This window comes from Anaerotignum propionicum DSM 1682 (assembly GCF_001561955.1).
Lineage (GTDB): Bacteria > Bacillota > Clostridia > Lachnospirales > Anaerotignaceae > Chakrabartyella > Chakrabartyella propionicum.
On sequence record NZ_CP014223.1, the window covers coordinates 2,281,262 to 2,299,547 of the forward strand.

The 18,286-nt window shown below is 38.5% G+C and carries 15 protein-coding genes; 5 read left to right on the top strand and 10 right to left on the bottom strand.

Going from position 1 to position 18,286, the window contains the following annotated elements; genetic code table 11:
• Positions 1–14: 14 nt before the first annotated feature.
• The 4 genes from CPRO_RS10645 to CPRO_RS10660 all read right to left on the bottom strand — a co-directional run bounded on the left by CPRO_RS10645 (position 15) and on the right by CPRO_RS10660 (position 3,576).
• Positions 15–1,115 carry a GNAT family N-acetyltransferase gene (locus CPRO_RS10645; RefSeq protein WP_066051527.1) on the bottom strand — a complete coding sequence of 367 codons (1,101 nt, stop codon included), beginning with the start codon at positions 1,113–1,115 and terminating at the stop codon, positions 15–17.
• A 198-nt stretch (positions 1,116–1,313) separates the two neighbouring features.
• Complete coding sequence (locus tag CPRO_RS10650) at positions 1,314–1,871, bottom strand: NUDIX hydrolase (RefSeq protein ID WP_066051529.1); 558 nt, start codon at positions 1,869–1,871, stop codon at positions 1,314–1,316.
• Position 1,872: 1 nt separating this feature from the next.
• A complete protein-coding gene (mutY, locus tag CPRO_RS10655; RefSeq protein WP_066051533.1) occupies positions 1,873–2,916 on the bottom strand; it encodes an A/G-specific adenine glycosylase in 1,044 nt (347 codons plus the stop codon).
• A gap of 36 nt (positions 2,917–2,952) precedes the next feature.
• Positions 2,953–3,576, bottom strand: a complete 624-nt coding sequence (locus CPRO_RS10660; RefSeq protein ID WP_066051537.1) for a formate/nitrite transporter family protein — start codon at positions 3,574–3,576, stop codon at positions 2,953–2,955.
• Positions 3,577–3,775: 199 nt separating this feature from the next.
• Between CPRO_RS10660 and dsdA the strand changes: the two genes are divergently transcribed.
• On the top strand, positions 3,776–5,110 hold the full coding sequence (gene dsdA, locus CPRO_RS10665; RefSeq protein ID WP_066051540.1) for a D-serine ammonia-lyase: 1,335 nt from the start codon (positions 3,776–3,778) through the stop codon (positions 5,108–5,110).
• Between the two features lie 249 nt (positions 5,111–5,359).
• Here dsdA and CPRO_RS10670 read toward each other — a convergent pair whose 3' ends face one another.
• Positions 5,360–6,616: a diaminopimelate decarboxylase gene (locus CPRO_RS10670; RefSeq protein ID WP_066051542.1), complete on the bottom strand. Its 1,257-nt coding sequence runs from the start codon at positions 6,614–6,616 to the stop codon at positions 5,360–5,362.
• Positions 6,617–6,772: 156 nt separating this feature from the next.
• Here CPRO_RS10670 and CPRO_RS10675 point away from each other — a divergent pair, with 156 nt between their 5' ends.
• Positions 6,773–8,323 (top strand): ATP-binding protein, encoded by a 1,551-nt coding sequence (locus tag CPRO_RS10675; protein WP_066051545.1) that lies wholly within the window; start codon positions 6,773–6,775, stop codon positions 8,321–8,323.
• 1 nt (position 8,324) lies between these two features.
• Positions 8,325–9,020 carry a response regulator gene (locus CPRO_RS10680; protein WP_066051548.1) on the top strand — a complete coding sequence of 232 codons (696 nt, stop codon included), beginning with the start codon at positions 8,325–8,327 and terminating at the stop codon, positions 9,018–9,020.
• A gap of 264 nt (positions 9,021–9,284) precedes the next feature.
• Here CPRO_RS10680 and CPRO_RS10685 read toward each other — a convergent pair whose 3' ends face one another.
• A complete protein-coding gene (locus CPRO_RS10685; protein WP_066051550.1) occupies positions 9,285–9,515 on the bottom strand; it encodes a hypothetical protein in 231 nt (76 codons plus the stop codon).
• A gap of 178 nt (positions 9,516–9,693) precedes the next feature.
• Here CPRO_RS10685 and CPRO_RS10690 point away from each other — a divergent pair, with 178 nt between their 5' ends.
• Both CPRO_RS10690 and CPRO_RS10695 read left to right on the top strand, forming a co-directional pair.
• The gene (locus CPRO_RS10690; RefSeq protein WP_066051555.1) at positions 9,694–10,617 is read left to right on the top strand and encodes a radical SAM protein; all 924 of its coding nucleotides are present in this window, start codon (positions 9,694–9,696) and stop codon (positions 10,615–10,617) included.
• Between the two features lie 20 nt (positions 10,618–10,637).
• Positions 10,638–10,988: a cupin domain-containing protein gene (locus CPRO_RS10695; RefSeq protein WP_066051564.1), complete on the top strand. Its 351-nt coding sequence runs from the start codon at positions 10,638–10,640 to the stop codon at positions 10,986–10,988.
• A gap of 181 nt (positions 10,989–11,169) precedes the next feature.
• Here the strand turns inward: CPRO_RS10695 and CPRO_RS10700 are convergent, their stop codons facing one another.
• The 4 genes from CPRO_RS10700 to smc all read right to left on the bottom strand — a co-directional run bounded on the left by CPRO_RS10700 (position 11,170) and on the right by smc (position 18,264).
• A complete protein-coding gene (locus CPRO_RS10700; protein WP_236782343.1) occupies positions 11,170–11,637 on the bottom strand; it encodes a hypothetical protein in 468 nt (155 codons plus the stop codon).
• Positions 11,638–12,410: 773 nt separating this feature from the next.
• Positions 12,411–13,130: a suppressor of fused domain protein gene (locus CPRO_RS10705; RefSeq protein ID WP_082754335.1), complete on the bottom strand. Its 720-nt coding sequence runs from the start codon at positions 13,128–13,130 to the stop codon at positions 12,411–12,413.
• Between the two features lie 14 nt (positions 13,131–13,144).
• Complete coding sequence (ftsY, locus tag CPRO_RS16165; RefSeq protein ID WP_066053976.1) at positions 13,145–14,056, bottom strand: signal recognition particle-docking protein FtsY; 912 nt, start codon at positions 14,054–14,056, stop codon at positions 13,145–13,147.
• 644 nt (positions 14,057–14,700) lie between these two features.
• Entirely contained in the window at positions 14,701–18,264 is a 3,564-nt protein-coding gene (gene smc, locus CPRO_RS10715) for a chromosome segregation protein SMC (RefSeq protein ID WP_066051567.1), read from the bottom strand.
• Between the last annotated feature and the right edge of the window lie 22 nt (positions 18,265–18,286).

Consider the following 18,286-nt stretch of genomic DNA (forward strand, 5'->3'; position numbering starts at 1 on the left):
AATTGCCTCCAATTTTAATATTCATCAATGATATAACATTTACATTTCGGTAAAACCTGTCTAATAGAATCATATCCATCCTGATTCAATATTGTGACAAAAGGGCGAATTTCATCTAAAGATGTATAGCCCATCAAAACACGCAAAAATTGACCTGCCTCCACTTTCATCGCGGGATCATCATCGGTTTTTGTTCCTTTAAAGGTAAAAATACCATTGTTTTCTACAATAATGGGATCAAAAATATCAACCGCAAAGGGACAGTTTATTTCTAATTCTTTTAGAACTTCACCAATATTTGAAACACCGGCTACTCCTTTTGGATAAACATTTTTATCCCACTCAGAAGAAACTTCCACATCAGGAGGTAGTTTCACAGAAACTTGCCGACTCTTTGCAAAAACAAAAATTTCTTTTAACAAAGCATCATAGCATCCGTGGTTCGCCACAGCTTCAGGACATATCACTTCGTTTTCCAATGAGTAGACAAAGGCATAACCTTCTATTGCTGCATTTCTTAAAACAATGCAGATTCCGCCATCTGAAGCATAATCGTCGCACTTGCGTAAAAATTCTACCTCTGTGCGTTTCACTGCCCCGCTGTAACGCCTCCAAATATTTTTTTCATACAAAGGGTATAACTCTCTCCATTGTGCTTTGTCAAGGAAAGATATCTCTCCACCCACCTCAATGGGTTTATTGCCTTGAATATATACAGCATCCGCCACGGGATAATGTCCATATGCAAAATAACTCTCCAATGTGGCTGGGGTATGCACCACTAGGGTTACACCTTTTTGATTCAGTAAATTCATCTCATGGGTAAAAATTTTATGCATATAACCCTTTTTTCTATGGTCGGGGTGGGTGGATACACCGCAAAGCATGGCTCCCGTTAAATCCTTTCCTCGAACACGAATGGTATAGGGTACTCCTTGCATCGCACTTAAAATTTCACCTTCTTTTTCCAAACAAACGGAATATTCCGGATAAAATCTGTTATGAAAAAGCCAATTGCAAAAGGCATCGCTATCCCCAAAACATAATTGCCAAAGGCGATAAAAATCCTTTGCATCTGCTTTCGTAGCTACTCTTACAAATTCATTGTCACCCATATGTTTTCACTCAATTCTAACCCAAAGTATTTTATCAGGTCAATATTTTATCTTATGCCATTAATAGACACTGTTTTTTTATGCAACCAAAGCTTAACTTCTTTTGGATACCATAAGGAAGTTCTAAAATTAGTTTTGTGATGAGCTTCCTATACTATTTTACTAAAGATATTAGAAAAAATCAACTGATAATAATTATCAATAAATAATTTTTTCGATGATTTTTTTGTACACCTTTACAAATTCCTTCTCTTTACAATGACTTTCTATTTCCTTAACAGGTATCCATGCCACATCGGAATTTTCATCTTCTTTTATTCTTAGACTAACTCTTTCATCTGCAATGAAGGCAAAGGTTGCATTAATATGCAAGTGGTTTGGGACATATTCTCCCCTTTTATAATGCGCCGTAACCGAAAGAATATCCAAGGAGAGTATATCCTTTGAATGAGGAACGGCAGCTATGACACCTGTTTCTTCTTGCAATTCCTTTAGTGCAACCGACAATAAATTTCCTTCCCCATCAGCATGACCGCCTACGCATGCCCATGTATCAAAAATATTATGTTTAATCATCAGCACTTTGTCCTTTTTATCATTAAAAACCATGGCTGTTGCTGTTGCATGGGCGAAATGGGAGGTTCGAAAGAGAATCTGGTCACCGCTTTTTTCTAAAAATTCCAATATTACCTGTTTTTCTTTTTCCTCTTCCATAGTATACGGCCGATAAGCCCAAATTGATTGTAATAGATTCATATTAATCCTCCAGAAGACTGCAACCCTCTTGCCAAATTTTTTTAAATGCCGAAGGCAAAGCATACTCGTTTTCTACTGTTTCTTTTGATAACCACAGAAAGTCTTTATTTTCATTCTCCACCTCAACAAAATAACAACTCATGTGCCATTCGATATGGGTAAAAATATGTTTTTGCGCCTTCATATCTTTTATATTGCCAGATAGAATACCCCACTCACTTAATGCCACTGGTAAGGCTTTCTCCTGATTACAATTTGGCAACTGCCAAAGCCCTGACAGGAGTCCTTTTCCATCTCTCTTTTGTAAAGCTATTTTTTTTCTATGCACCAAAAAAAACACCGACAAATATTCCTTAGTCCTTTCTTTTTTGGGGCTTTTCACAGGAAATTGCAATACAGCATTTTTTCTGTAAGCCTGACAATATTTCCTCACAGGGCAAATTTCACATTTGGGATTTCCATTCGGCAAGCAAACTGTTGCCCCAAGCTCCATTAATCCTTGGGTAAAATTCCCCTCATCGCCAGTGGGCATCATCGAAGAAAGTTCTTCCTCCCAAGCTCCTTTGGTGGATGCTAAGGTAATATCCCTTTCATCAGCCGTCAAGCGTGACATCACCCGCAATACATTGCCATCCACCGCCGCATAGGGCAATGAAAACGCAATGGATGCAATGGCACCTGCAGTATATGGGCCAATGCCCTTTAGCTTTCGCAAAGCATGATAATCCTGTGGCAAAGCGCCTCCATATTCATCTACTACCGTTTTTGCCGCTTTTTGCAGATTTCTTACCCTACTGTAGTAGCCTAGGCCCTCCCATAATTTCAGAAGGGTATCCTCTTCGGTATTTGCCAAAGCCTCAATGGTAGGGCATGTCTGCAAAAATCGCTGAAAGTAAGGCTTCACCGCTTCCACACGGGTTTGCTGTAACATAATTTCAGATAACCATATATGATAAGGATTTTTCGTTCTTCGCCAAGGCAAATCCCTTGCATTTTCCTTATACCATTGTATCAATTCCTTTACAATATCCTTAGAATCCTTCATAAAAGCTCCTTACAAAGATAATTATTTATATTCATTTTATCGGATACAAAACAGCTTCATATAAACAGGAAGGATTAATCCCCCCACACTGTTTCCCAAGGTCATAACAAGAATTGCCACAAAACAATGTCCATCCCAAGCTTTGGACAAACTGAAATAAAACATATTTGCAATCACGTGCTCAAAGCCACTTAAAATAAACACCATAACAGGAATAAAAATTGCCAATGCCTTCAATGTTGAGCCTTCTATATTCCGATATGCATCAATCGCAATAAACATTAACATACCGCATAAAATTGCCAAAAGAAAGATACTCATAAAATTATCCCCCAGTTTGATTGCGGCAATTCCTTGAACCCTTTGAGAAATAGTCGCATATAGTCTTGTATGCTGAACCATCCATGCCAACAAGTATGTACCTATCAGATTCCCAATCCAAGTTATACCGAGTTCAATAAAATACACAGGCTTTTGGAAAATGAGATAGCCAATCCTTCCCGTAAAGAGTTGCAGTTGAAAACAGATGATAGAATACAATCCTATGGCAAAGAAGAAGCTTCCCAAAATAGGATTTTCTATCGATAAAAAAACTGTACCTCCGATACCAATTAACATACCTGCAATGATTGCAGAAACCAACTGTCTTATCTTTTCCACGCCCTATTTCCTCCTAGAAAAACAATATGATTTAGCATACACGATAACGAAACGGTATGTCAATATATAGCGTAAAAAATCAAAAAAAGCCTATATATTGCATGAATGGTTTCTCTTGCGCATCATCATACAATGTGATACGATTACTAGAGAAAAATGGAAAACATCAGTATAATCAATATCATGGAGGGAAATGTGTATGAATCAAGAACTTTGGAATCAAATTCATTGCAAAGACCTTTTAAAAAAGGTGAGCAATGGAAAAGAAGTGGTCTGGGTAAATGAAAATTTGGAAACTGCACAAAGCGCCTTATCAAAAATTGATATTTCCTTAAAAGATATTGATGATGCAGAGGCACGGTTAGCTCGATTTGCCCCATTTATTTTAAAATCCTTCCCCGAAACAGCTGGGGAAAAGGGACTTATTGAATCTCCTTTGACAGAGATTAGAAAAATGAAAGCTCAACTAGAGGGGGAATACAAAACAACAATACCCGGCAGGCTCTTCCTCAAGCAAGACAGTCATCTGGCTATCTCCGGCTCAGTAAAGGCAAGAGGCGGGATTTATGAGGTATTGAAGCATGCGGAGGATTTGGCTTTGGAACATGGTATGCTAAAAGAAGAAGATGACTATAGCATCTTTGCTTCTGATGGATTTAAAAAATTCTTCAGCCAATTCAAAATTCAAGTTGGTTCCACAGGAAACCTGGGTATGAGTATCGGTATCATGAGTGCCGTTCTTGGATTCCACGTAATTGTTCATATGTCTGCTGATGCAAAGCAATGGAAAAAAGATTTGCTTCGCAAACGTGGTGCTGAAGTCATTGAATATGATGATGATTACAGTAAAGCCGTTGAAGTTGGTCGTAAAAACTCTGATGCAGACCCCACAAGCTATTTTGTTGACGATGAAAACTCTGTAACTCTTTTTCTTGGTTATGCCGTTGCGGCAAAACGCATCAAAGCCCAGTTCGATGCACAAGGCATTGTAATCGATGAGGAGCATCCCCTTTTCGTATACATCCCCTGTGGTGTTGGCGGTGCACCGGGAGGCGTAACCTTCGGCCTAAAACAAATTTTCGGCGATAACGTTCACGTCTTTTATGAAGAACCAACACAGGCGCCCTGCATGCTGGTAGGTATGGCATCAGGCATGCAAAATAAAGTAAGCGTGCAAGATTTTGGTCTTACCGGTCAAACCCATGCAGATGGTCTTGCAGTGGGACGAGCTTCAGGATTTGTAGGCGGTGTTATGACCCACCTATTATCAGGCATTTTCACCCTTGAAGATTATCATATTTATGACTTAATGCGTGATATTGTGAACACAGAGGATATCTTTCTGGAACCATCAGCCTGCGCCTCCTTCTGGGGTCCTATTCAGTTAATGAAATATCCTTCAACAAAGGATTATGTAGAGAAAATGGGATTGCTTCCTAAAATGAAAAATGCAATTCATGTCCCTTGGGCAACAGGCGGAAGCTTAGTTCCACAAGAAATCAGAGACGAATATATGCACACTCATTTGAAATAAACAAATTCATTTGTGATAATAAAAATAACGGCAAACGCCGTTATTTTTATTATTTCATTTAATTATGCAAGCTAGATTTATTGTAAATCGGCAAACATTATTTTTATTTGTCAGCCAAAATAATAGAAAAGCCCATATTTCAATATCTGAAATATCTTTCAAATAAAGCAATGGGCTTTCTTGTTTTAAACCAATAGGTCAAAGTCACTTACTATGTTTGTCAAAATAGGCATAAATCTTATTTCACATTTATTTTGAAAATAGCTTTGTAAAATCAAAGGTGGCGAAATAATCCTCTGGAGTCTCTGCACGACGCAGCAAACCAATTTCTCCGTTTTCCTTCAATAGAAGTTCAGCAGAACGTAATTTCCCATTGTAATTGTATCCCATTGCATGACCATGGGCACCGGTATCGTGAATATAAATGATATCTCCAATTTCTATCTCTGGAAGCATGCGGTCAATGGCAAATTTATCATTGTTTTCGCAAAGACCACCCACAACATCATAAATATGGTCGCAAGCCTTATCTTCTTTGCCTAATACGGTAATGTGGTGATAAGCACCATACAGTGCAGGACGCATCAGGTTTGCGGCACAAGCATCTAGGCCAATATACTCTTTATAAATATGCTTCTCATGAATAGCAGTTGCCAAAAGGCTTCCGTAAGGCGCCAGCATAAACCTTCCCATCTCTGTAAAAATGGCTACGTCGTCCATTCCCTCACGTTGCAAAACCTCTTCGTATACCTGCTTCACGCCTTCACCAATTGCCATAATATCACATGCCGCATCTTCAGCATGATAAGGTACCCCAACACCACCAGAGAGATTGATGAATGCAATATGAACATCTAATTCTTTTTTCAGTTCTACTGCTAACTCAAATAAAATCTTGGCTAACATGGGATAATAGGTATTAGAGCTTGTACTGCTGGCCAAAAATGAGTGAATACCAAAGTGTTTTGCACCCTTCTCTTTTAGAATGCGAAAGGCATCCTTAATCTGATCCTTGGTCATACCGTATTTTGCATCTCCGGGGTTGTCCATAATATCATTGGAAACCTGGAAAAGACCACCGGGATTGAATCTGCAACAAACAGTTTCAGGAATTTTTGCCAATTTCTCAAAAAATGCAATATGGGTAAAATCATCAAAGTTGATAATTGCACCTAATTTATTTGCTAAAACAAAATCTTCAGCAGGAGTCATGTTGGAAGAAAACATAATTTCATCCCCGGAAAAACCTAATGCTTCCCCAATCATAAGCTCTGTAAAAGAGGAGCAATCCACTCCGCAGCCTTCTTCTTTTAAAATTTGCAAAATGCCTGGAGTGGGTGTTGCTTTTACAGCAAAATATTCTCGGAAGCCTTTATTCCAAGAAAACGCACGGTTTACCATGCGGGCATTTTCACGAATTCCTTTTTCATCATAAAGATGGAAAGGCGTTGGATACTGATCAATGATTTTTTTTGCCTGTTCTAATGAAACAAATGGAATTTTCATTTGTATAATGCTCCTTTTATGATAAAATTTGTTTTCAATTATAACAAACAATCTTGTGCTTTGCAATGACGCTCACAAGAAATATGAAAAAACATTTCCTCTTGTCCGAAAAGGAGTGTATAATATAGTTGTTATTCATTTTTAGCGAGGTATACTATGAGAGATTATTTGCATCAATTAAAGATGATTAAATTATCCCCGGATATTATTTTATTTGATTTATTTAAAACCATATTGGTCTTTCTGATTGCAACTTCCTTTGCACTATGCGTTGTAGAAATGAATGTAATCAGTGATAATATTTTTGGGGTCTATATGTTCGGCGTTGCTATTACCTCTGTGATCACCAGCGGTTATATTTGGGGTTTGCTATCCTCAATTGGCGGGGTTATTGCGGTTAATTTTTTCTTTACCTATCCTTTCTTTGCGTTGAATTTTTCCATGTCAGGTTACCCCATTACCTTTGCCTTACTCTTGTTGATGTCAGTTTTAGTCAGTGCATTAACGACAAGGGTAAAAAAAGCTGCCGTACTTTCCGCAATGAGAGAAAATCGCTCTGAAAATCTGACAAAAATGAGCAATGCACTACTCTCCGCCAATACACTGACTAAAATTTTGGAGATTACCGTCGACTTTTTCTCACAGTCAAATCAATGTAGTGTAATCGGTTATTTTGGAGATCCCACAGAACCAGAAATTAAATTGCTAAAAGCTATTCAAAATAATGATGAACTTATCTTAAACAGTCCATTGGAATTACAAGTAGCAAAAATCGCTTTTACAACAAATAAGATTTCCGGCGTTACCCTTGAGTCAGAGGCTCATAACTGCAAAGGAACCTATATCCCCATTTCCGTGGAAAATAGGGTGTATGGAGTAATCGGACTTCTGTTTGAAAACCCTGATAATGTTTTAATGGATGTCTATAAATTTTCAAGTATTATGGTTTTTCAAACTATTTTGGCCATAGAAAGACAGGCCATAGAAGAAAAAGCACAGCAAATCTTATTGGAAAAAGAAAAAGAAAAAATGCGAAGCAATCTTTTAAGGGCTGTGTCTCACGATCTTCGCACGCCCCTCACTTGTATTATTGGTGCCAGCTCAACTTTACTTGAAAATAAAGATAAGATAACTGAAGAAACCTTCGATCGTTTACTTCATGATATTCATCATGATGCCCAATGGCTGATTCATATGGTTGAAAATCTGCTTTCTATTACAAAAATTAGCAGCGAAGGCGCAAAAGTCAAGAAGCAGGATGAAGTGGTGGAAGAAATCGTTGCTGAAGCCATTGCCAGAGTTCATAAAAGATTCCCAGACGCGTCCATATATGTTTCAGTTCCCCAAGAAATGTTGATTGTACCTATGGATGCCACTCTAATAGAGCAGGTTTTGATTAATTTATTGGAAAATGCCATACGGCATGCCCAAACTGTCCTACCTATTGCACTCAAGGTATTTCAAGAAAATAAAGAGATTATTTTTACCATTACAGATTATGGAAAAGGCATTGATCCTGCAAGAATATCCACAATTTTTGAAGGAGATAACGGCAACGCCTCCGTAGATTCAAATCGAGGATTAGGAATTGGCCTTTCCCTTTGTAAGACCATTATTCTTGCCCACAATGGCAGAATATTTGCAGAAAACCAACCCTGCGGAGGGGCTGTCTTTACATTCGCATTGCCCATGAAAGGAGAATCATGATATGACAGTGAAATCAAAAATACTAATTGTTGAGGATGAAGAACCTATCAGCAATTTTATGGAAATGACACTAAAAGCCAATAACTACAGCGTGATTTGTGCGAAAAAAGGGAAAGAAGCCTTATCCATGATTCCATCCCACTGTCCTGATTTAATTATATTGGATTTGGGTCTGCCTGATATAGACGGAATCACTATTTTAAAAGAGCTTAGAACGTGGAGCTCTACACCTGTCATCGTTGTATCTGCCCGCAGCGATGAAGCGGATAAAGTTGAAGCTTTGGATATTGGTGCAGATGATTATATTGTAAAACCTTTTGGCACCTCTGAGCTATTGGCACGCATCCGCACCGCAATCCGCCACAACACCAGCAACCATTCAGGTGCATCAGAACATCTTTTTTCAGTGAAAAATCTAAAAATTGATTTTCAAAAAAGGCTGGTTATCATTGATGGAAGCGAAGTTCATTTGACTCAAATTGAATATAAAATAGTTTCATTACTGGCAAAAAGTGCCGGTCGCGTTTTGACTTATGACGCCATTATTACTGAGCTTTGGGGGCCATATGCCGTAAAAGACAATCAGATTTTAAGGGTAAATATGGCAAACATCAGAAGAAAGCTCGAAAAAAACCCTGCTGCCCCTGAATATATTTTTACCGAGGTTGGTATTGGATATCGCATGGCAGAGGAATAATTCCCCTGTCAGCGTTTACTGCTTTATCTATTTCCTATTCTTTCAAATCTATAAAAATAAAAGGCTTCAAAGTCCTAAAAAACTTAAAAGCCTTTTTTCTTTACCAGCTTATTTAAAATTAAAGAAAAGCTCATACCCCATCTATAACAATCATAATAATGAGACCTGCTCCATAAACACGAATCCTACTTCATACAATTTCCTCAATAAAAAAAGCCCCCTACGGGGCAAGGGGTTGGAATATGTACAGGGATTTCTCCCTGTTTAGTGCACTTTCATTTGAAAGCTTTTAATCATTTTTTCATAGCAATCTTGGCATAAATCAAAGGAATCCTGTCTTCCATCTTGTTGTGATAAATATCCCCATGATTTTTCAGCATGGAAATATTCCTCCCATATCCCCTCTCTGATTTGGGGTATCTCCTTGCCACAGCAATTACATATAACTTTAGTAAGCACTTGACTTTCCTGCGCCTTGATATCGTATTCTTTCATCATTCCGCCCCCCAATTGATTCGCCTTATTTCGAGCTACAATTGCATTTTACCACATGAGTTTTTATTTTTCTATATGAAACTGTTTCTAATCGTGGTATCATATAGAAAACAAAAATGACTCCGCTGGAACTTAATGTATCTTGTTCCATAGGGGTATCCGGAAAGCAGGTTTTCATATGGAACAAAGCCAATCCCTTTTATCCCATTGTACAGTCTGTCCAAGGCATTGCCATATTGATCGTACAGACAATCAAACAGGTTTTTGTCATGCATCCCTTCTTCCCAAAATCGCTTTGGTCAGTGCACATTTCTGGGAAGAACCTCCAATCAGCGGGACAAAAGGTTCTGGTACGGTATTTTTTTCCTATTGCAATCTACGTTGTATATTTTGCCAAAATCATGAAATTAGCGAAAATGGATTTGGAAAAGAAGTTACAATTGAACGTTTAGTAGAAATTTTTTTAGAACAACAGGCACAGGGTTTGCATAATATCAATCTGGTTTCCCCAACCCAATTTATCCCACAAATTGCTATAGCGCTGAGGATTGCCAAACAGAACGGGTTAACGACACCTGTTGTGTATAATTCCAATGGATATGAATCCTTGGAGGGGCTGTGTCTATTGGATGGTCTAATTGATGTCTATCTGCCTGATTTTAAATATTGGGATGACAAAATTGCGCAAGAATATTCCTCTGCTCCCCATTATTCAACCATAGCATCCAAAGCTATTCTTGAAATGAGAAGGCAGGTTCCCCTTGATATATTTGATGAAAACGGATTGATGCAAAAGGGTTTGATGGTTCGCCATCTCGTACTCCCCTCGCACTATCGGGACAGCTTTAAAATATTAGACTGGATTAAAGATACCTTAGGAGGCGACACCTATGTCTCCCTCCTAAATCAATACACCCCCATGCATCGGGCAAACACGACAAAAGCTCTATCCCGTAAACTCACTACTTTTGAGTATGATAAAGTTACGGAATATTTCTTAAATATTGGGCTGAAAAATGGTTTTATGCAGAAAAAAAGCGCAGCAACCTCTGATTATACACCTATTTTTAATTTAGAGGGTGTTGAAAAAAGAATTCACTGAAAAATGAAAGGAGAACAAACATGGTAAGAAAAGAAAGAGTTGTAACAGTAGAAGGATTAAGAGATGGTAAAGGCTCCGTTGAAATTCATCATTTCATGGAAAAAGAAGAATTGATGGGACACGCAACAATGTATGCCCGCGTCATCATAAAACCTCACAGCAGCATCGGTTGGCATCAGCACGTCGGTAATACAGAACCCTACGCAATTATCAAAGGCGAAGGAACTTTCATCGACAACGACGGCTCCAAAACCACTGTACATCCCGGTGATGTCTGTCTCATCGAGGTGGGGCAATGGCACTCCATCGAAAATAATACTGACGAAAATATGGAAATGATTGCTTTGGTTATTAATGAAGAAGTAAAATAAGATAGATAATCCTTAGCTTTGATCAAAATTTCAATTCAATAGCACTAAGAATGCACCATAACAACTATTTTATTGTTATGGTGCATTTCTTAAATCTTCTATTGGGAAACAAACGCAACTTTCAGTACTACCAGTTGTTTGAGTTCTTAACTTACAAAATCAGAATCTAATCATACCCACATTATTTAGCTTCATTACTCTTTTTCATTTTAGCAAATCCAACAAAGCTTAATATAAGTTGAATGATTACGAAAGGCGCATAGATAAACATTGCCAAAATGGATACTGAATAAAGAATTCCTGCTACCAATGCACCCCATCTTGCTCTTAATGCCCAACCTATCCAAGTAAAAAGAACAGCTACACCAACGCACAGCATATGTGGCATTACTAACATTGTTGCAAGGCCACCAGCAATCACTTGTGCTTGGTCATCAGTTGCCATCCCTCCCATAAAATATGTAATAAGATATATCAAATATAATGTTCCTAATATACCGGAAACAAGAAGAAGTTTACTCTTCTTAGTCTTTTCGGATACTTTGGTTTGGATGTTTATTGCTGATTCGATGTTTGTTGACACTGCCAAATCACCACAATCCGCATTCATATTATTTTCTAATTCTGTCGCACTATTATTTTCATTCATTTCTTTCTCCCCCTTAAATAATTAAAAATCGTGAAACAATGTGTGATGCAGGGATGTAAACCCTTTTTCTGATTTTTGCAAGCAAATGTAAATTAATGCTGGTTCTGAGTAACTTTATTATTGAAATCCATGGTGTTTGAAATTTTTGTAATTTGATGTTCGGAGGCAAAGGGATTTTTAATATGTAAGTAAATTACTAATTACACTTAAAATTGTCCTAATTCCATTTCATCAAATATATTGACTCTTAAGTGGTATTTTTGGTGTTTTAATGATTATGTTTAAAAAACTGAAAACATATAATTATCTCTAATTTAAATGACAAATTTTTAACTTTGAATGTTATTGCATTCCGCTTTGCCGAAAATTGATATATAATTTCGATTTAATGTGGTTTTATCAATTAAAAATGCAAAAATCCAATATAAATCTTATTAAAGTCAACATATTAATAGTATTTATTTATATATCTGGTAGTATTTGCAAAGTTACTCCATGGAAATCTTATACTTATCATAATATATTTTTACATATATGTAAATGACTGTAATTAAAAAATTATGAAAAAATAAAATATAGTTTACATGATAAAAAAATATTTATTAATAATCGGTAATTTATTAACAATAATGACGATTTTTTTGTTTTTTTGTCGACATAAAATCATTCCCCAACAAACATTTCACTAGAATTAATGGATTGCATAGAAAATAGCAGGCAACGAATACTCGCTGCCTGCTATTATAATTTTCTCATATTTTAATACAATATTTTTAATCACCATAGAATACACAAGGTCTGTCAGGAAAAATAATCATACCAAAACCATTTATAGATGATAGCTTAGTTATCAAGGCCTCTGTACCCTCTTTTTGCTTCCCTTCAATTTCCTCTTTGAAAAGAGGAATTAAAGTATAAAAATTAATCTGCGTTCCATCTTTGCATTGCATTACACTAATTTCTTCTTGCAATGCACCAAGCATGACGCCGCAAAGTGCGGTACTTTCATCATAGGGAAGATATTCTTCCGAGTTGGGAATGGTGTGTCCCCATCCAAGCCAAGTTTGATATTCATGGGGAAAGCGAGAGATATATTTCATCAAATTCACAGGCCACCATAAACGGTTATCTACCTTTCCATCCTCAGGAAGAATGAGGCTCCATTCCGCCGGCAACAAAAGCATCAATTCCGCCCTTTCCAATACTTGATATTGGGGCAATAAGTCTTCCGGCAGTTTCATTGCCAATGCACTCATTCCCACGGTATACAAAACATGAAAGTCTTTTTTCGTTGGTGCTTCCAGCAAATGAATATCTATCTGTAAAAAATCCGAAGTTTGTTCATAAAACACACGCTCTTTCCGCTCTGGGAATAACGATTTCATATGTTTATCAATTTCTTTGTCATACGATGTTGTATGCACAGGTCTTTTTTTTCCTGTATTCTCGGGCTCCTTATAATGAAGTTCCGATGTATTTTTCTCATTTTCCATAGTCAATTGCCTCCTTATTCCCCAAATAAAGCCTTAGCAAATTCCTTAGCATCGAATTTCTGTAAATCGTTGATACCTTCGCCTACGCCAATATAACGCACAGGAATTTGCAGTTCACTTTTAATGGCTACCACAATGCCGCCCTTAGCCGTGCCATCCAGCTTTGTAAGAATAATACCTGTAATATCTGCAACCTCTTGAAAAAGCTTTGCTTGCTGTAAAGCATTTTGCCCTGTGGTTGCGTCCAAAACCAAATATACCTCTTTATGGGCATCAGGATGCTCCCGCTCAATTACCTTTCCAATTTTCCGAAGCTCTTCCATAAGGTTCTTTTTGTTATGCAAACGTCCTGCGGTATCGCAGATCAAGAGATCTCGCTTTTGATTCCTAGCCGCATGAACAGCATCATAAACCACTGCCGCAGGGTCAGAATTTTCCTCCTGCTTAATGACCTCAATCCCAGCACGTTGTCCCCAAACTTCAAGCTGGTCTATGGCCGCCGCACGGAAAGTATCTGCCGCAGCAAGCAAAACTGTGCGCCCCTCTGCCTTATAGCGGCTTGCCAATTTGCCAATTGTAGTGGTTTTTCCAACACCATTTACACCTATTACAAGAATGACGGAAGGATTAGGTAAGGTCTCCTCCTGCTGTACCCCCTCAGATAAAATTGCAGTAATTTCGTCAGCCAGCATTCCTTTGATTAAGGATGGATCTGTTGCATGTTCACGCTTTACCCGTTTGCGCAGGTTTTCTACAATATTCATTGTAGTCTGCACACCCATATCCGCCATAATGAGGGCTTCTTCCAGCTCCTCAAACAATTCTTCATCAATTTTAGTAAATCCGCCTAAAACTGCATCCACGCCGCCCAAAATACTCTTTCTAGTTTTATCTAATCCTGCCTTTAGCTTTGCAAAAAAGCCCATCTTTTTTTCTTCTTGCTCAGGTTCGTCCGTTGTTGCAAGCTCTTCTTTAGGAACCTCAGTAACAACAAGCTCTTCTTGCAAAGTCTCCTCAACCAAGTCAGTTAATTCTTGCAAAAACCCTTCGGCTTCCTCTGGATTTTCTTCTGAAAAACAATCTCCTTCGGCAGTTGTTACCAACAACTCCTCCTCACCATTGGGCTTTTCCAGCATCTCAGCCGCCAAATCAGAAAGAGCTTCAATAAAAGCTGTTGCGTCTTCCTGATTCTCAGAAACAAAGGTTTCTCCATCTTCCGTGGTAATTTCAACCTCCGCTTCTTCAAAAGCATCCATTTCCATATCAGCTTCCCCGTATAAAGAGTCCTCGTTCCCTCTAAAAATCTGGACTTCCTCAGACCCCATGGCTTTTCCAATAGCCCGATTGACAGCCGCCGTTTTTTCCAAGTCTTCATCCATTTCTAAAACAATCTCTGCCAATTCCGACTGGGGCGTTTCAACCTCTATCCCATCTAATTCAAAAACGCCTTCCTTTTGTGCTTCTACCAAAGGCTCATCCTTCGTTTTTTTCTTTAAAAAATCAAATAATCCCATTTGTTTTCACCTCTAAAACATTACGTCTAGAAAATTAATTGTAACCAATTTCGAATTTACATAGCATCCTTTTTTTGCTCCGAAAAATCTACGGAAATCAGCTTTGAAATGCCCTTTTCCTGCATTGTTACACCATACATCACATCAGCGTATTCCATGGTACCCTTTCTATGGGTAATGACAATAAACTGGGTGTCATTTGCAAACTTCTTTAAATACTGGGCAAATCTGCTTACATTCGCATCATCCAGAGCCGCCTCAATTTCATCCAAAATACAAAAAGGTGATGGCTTCAGGTACAGAATTGAAAATAAAATTGCAATTGCCGTTAAGGCTCTTTCCCCACCGGATAATAATTGCATATTCTGCAAATTTTTCCCTGGCGGTTGGGCAATTATTTCAATGGGAGATTCCAGCACCCGTTCTGTATCAAGCAACCTTAGGTATGCCTTTCCGCCGCCAAACATCTCTTGAAAAACACGACTAAAGCTTTCAGAAATCAATTGAAATTGCTCTCTAAACTGCTTTTCCATTAAAAGAGACAGCTCTTCAATAATACCCCGAAGCTTTTCTTCTGCCTCCAGAATATCTGCCCTTTGTTGTGTCAAGAAAGCATATCTTTCCTTTACTTCTTTATATTGCTCAATGGCACCCACATTTACATCACCCAAAGAACGAATGTCTCCCCTTATTTCCTTTACAGGACGGCTTTTCAAGTCATTCTGTTTATTTGAGGTATATTCCAGCGCCATTCGATATGTCATTTCATATTCTTCCCACATTTGCGTGGTAATGCGCATTTTTTCTTCTTCCAGCCGCTCTCCCTTTGCTTCAAGGCGGAACAACTCACTTTCCATCTGTCTTGATGCTTCCCTTAAGTCTATTCCTCTTTGCTCAACGGTTTCTGCTACTTGCGAAATTTTATTCTTTTCTTCTGTGGTTTTTGTCAGTGCCTCCTGCAAATCACGAATTTTTTTATCCAACGCCACGGATTCCTCTTGCAAAACTGCTTTTGCTTCATCTTTTTTCTCAGTATTTTCACCAAGAACAGATATTTTTTCTTCATCCAGTTTTATTTGCTGTAACAGCGTTTGAATCTCTCTTTGCAAGCGCAAAACCGTTTCTTCTATATTAGAAATATTTTGACCATTTTTGGAAAGTCCAATCTTCAGAGATGTAATTTCAGTCATTACTGTATCCCGTTTTCCTTTTTCATCGGTGAGGTTATCCTGAAATTGCATCAAAGCCGCACTGACTTGTTCCACCTTACTCTCTGTGAAGGCAAGGGTTTCTTTGCCAATTTGGATATCCTTTTCCGTTCGCAAAAGCTGCTCCTGAAGCTGGCCTTCCTCTAGAAGAATTAATTTTAAGCGTTCCTGATTCTCCTTGGTATCCATAGATGTTTTTTCCCGATCCCCATGACTGCTGTTTAAGGTTACAGTCATTCTTTGCAGCTCCATTCTTTTTTCCAAAATTTGCTCTTCAATCTCTGCCATATCCTCTTGGAAAAGCGAAAGTTTCTCTTGAAGCTGTCCAACCAATTTACCCGTACTTTCCATTTTCTCCTGTAAAGAACGGATTTCTCTTCCTCGGCTGAAAATATGTGCCGCCTTTTTCTGTTTTGATCCACCTGTCATGGCGCCACCGGGGTTTAAAATATCACCCTCAAGGGTTACCATTTTATACTGATGCTTATATTTTTTCGCAAGTATTACAGCTTGCTCTAAATTTTCCATGATGATGGTTCTTCCCAATAAATTCTCTGCAATTTGGCGATACATATCATCAAAAGAAATCAGTTCATGGGCAACGCCAATTACTCCCACCTCATCCAAGATAGGTGGTCTACCCTCAAAGGTATGTCCCTTGATTGCGGAAATGGGCAAAAAGGTTGCCCGACCCAAGTTATGATTCTTTAAGTAATTGATTGCTTCTCTGGCATCTTCTTCGGTTTTGGTCACAACATTTTGCATTGCTCCCCCCAAAGCCCCTTCTATAGCAACTTCATATAGTTCATCAACTTTAAACAATTGACCTACAGCACCGCAAATACCTCTTTTTTCTTTATCAGGTAAATTTAAAAGGCTCTTAACACTATGGAAAAAACCTTCATTTTCCCTTTCCATTTCTTTTAATACTGATAATCTGGATTGGATCTCAGAAAGCACTTTGCCTTCTGTGGAAAGATATCCTTGTGCATCCTCTTTCTCTTTTTGGGCTTTTAGTTTATCTTTTTCCAATGCAAGAAGTTCTTTTTCCATAAAAGAGGCATTCTCTTTCATATCCGCTTCTTGCTTATCCAAAGCCTGTATATGTATTTCAAGCTGGTGAATACGACTTTCTAATTGTGTCTTTTCCGTTTGCAATTGCACCATACGGTTTAAAAACTGTTCTCGTAGTGCTTCTCGTTTTGCTATTTCGCCCTTTGCCTCTGTTCCTGCTTTGATTTGTTCAAATATTTCATCCTTATAGCTTTCCGCTTGGGTTTCATCCTGATGCAAACTGGAGTTTAAAGATGCATATTCCTGTTCCAACTTAGAGAGCTGACCCTGTTGAAGCTCCATTTCAATGCCAAGGGCGGTAATTCTACTTGTGCAAAGCTCCAGCTGATTTTGATTTTCAGCTTTTTGCTCTTGCTTTTGCAAGATTTCCCGCTGTATTCTGGCGAGATTAGAAGCATCGTTTTGCTTTTGCTCCTCTGTCAGACGAATTTCACCTTCTTTGCGCTCTTTTTCCGCCCGAAGCTCTGCTATCTCTTGGTTCTGCTGTTGTATCAGTACATCCAGCTGTTCTAAACTATTTTTTAATTGGCAAATTTCAGCTTTATCTTTTCCCTCTTGGGCGAGATGCTCTTTTAATTGTTCCTCCGCCAGAGCCTTATCCTGCAAAATTTTAGCTAGACTTTCCTCCATTTTACTCAAATCTCTGCAAAAAGCCACAATTTCTGCTTCTTTCAATTCTTCCTTAAAAATCAGATAGCGTTTTGCCTTCTCGCTCTGCTCTTCTAAAGGTTCCAATTGTACTTCAAGCTCGCCAATAATATCGTCCACACGAAGGAGGTTTTGCTGTTCTCGTTCCAACTTGCTTGCAGCCTCGTTCCGACGGGTTTTGTATTTTACAATTCCTGCCGCCTCTTCAAAAATACGCCGCCGTTCATCACCCTTTGCGCTTAATATTTCATCAATTCTGCCTTGTCCTACAATGGAATAGCCTTCTCGCCCAACGCCAGTATCCATAAAAAGCTCCTGAATATCCTTGAGTCGGCAAGCTGTACCGTTAATACGATATTCACTTTCTCCTGAACGGAACACTCTTCGGGTCACCTGTACTTCGGTATATGCCAAGGGCAGCTTTTGGTCTTGATTGTCAATGGTTATGGAGACCTCCGCAAAGCCCAGGGGTTTCCGATTCTCTGTCCCCGCAAAAATAACATCCTCCATTTTATCTCCACGAAGGCTTTTTGCTCTTTGTTCCCCCAAAACCCAACGTACCGCATCGGAAACATTGCTTTTTCCACTGCCATTGGGCCCCACAACTGCCGTTACACCTTGGTTAAACTCTAATTTCACTTTTTCGGGAAAGGACTTAAAGCCCTGCAGATCCAATCTTTTTAAATACATCGCTGCACCTCGTTTACTTGGA

Excerpts from the sequence above, each read along its gene's own strand:
- smc (WP_066051567.1), bottom strand. The coding sequence starts at position 18,264 with ATGTATTTAAAAAGATTGGATCTGCAGGGCTTTAAGTCCTTTCCCGAA.
- CPRO_RS10695 (WP_066051564.1), top strand. The coding sequence starts at position 10,638 with ATGGTAAGAAAAGAAAGAGTTGTAACAGTAGAAGGATTAAGAGATGGT.
- CPRO_RS10690 (WP_066051555.1), top strand. The coding sequence starts at position 9,694 with ATGGAACAAAGCCAATCCCTTTTATCCCATTGTACAGTCTGTCCAAGG.
- dsdA (WP_066051540.1), top strand. The coding sequence starts at position 3,776 with ATGAATCAAGAACTTTGGAATCAAATTCATTGCAAAGACCTTTTAAAA.
- mutY (WP_066051533.1), bottom strand. The coding sequence starts at position 2,916 with ATGAAGGATTCTAAGGATATTGTAAAGGAATTGATACAATGGTATAAG.
- CPRO_RS10680 (WP_066051548.1), top strand. The coding sequence starts at position 8,325 with ATGACAGTGAAATCAAAAATACTAATTGTTGAGGATGAAGAACCTATC.
- CPRO_RS10705 (WP_082754335.1), bottom strand. The coding sequence starts at position 13,130 with ATGGAAAATGAGAAAAATACATCGGAACTTCATTATAAGGAGCCCGAG.
- CPRO_RS10685 (WP_066051550.1), bottom strand. The coding sequence starts at position 9,515 with ATGAAAGAATACGATATCAAGGCGCAGGAAAGTCAAGTGCTTACTAAA.
- ftsY (WP_066053976.1), bottom strand. The coding sequence starts at position 14,056 with ATGGGCTTTTTTGCAAAGCTAAAGGCAGGATTAGATAAAACTAGAAAG.
- CPRO_RS10700 (WP_236782343.1), bottom strand. The coding sequence starts at position 11,637 with ATGAATGAAAATAATAGTGCGACAGAATTAGAAAATAATATGAATGCG.
- CPRO_RS10650 (WP_066051529.1), bottom strand. The coding sequence starts at position 1,871 with ATGAATCTATTACAATCAATTTGGGCTTATCGGCCGTATACTATGGAA.
- CPRO_RS10670 (WP_066051542.1), bottom strand. The coding sequence starts at position 6,616 with ATGAAAATTCCATTTGTTTCATTAGAACAGGCAAAAAAAATCATTGAT.
- CPRO_RS10675 (WP_066051545.1), top strand. The coding sequence starts at position 6,773 with ATGAGAGATTATTTGCATCAATTAAAGATGATTAAATTATCCCCGGAT.
- CPRO_RS10645 (WP_066051527.1), bottom strand. The coding sequence starts at position 1,115 with ATGGGTGACAATGAATTTGTAAGAGTAGCTACGAAAGCAGATGCAAAG.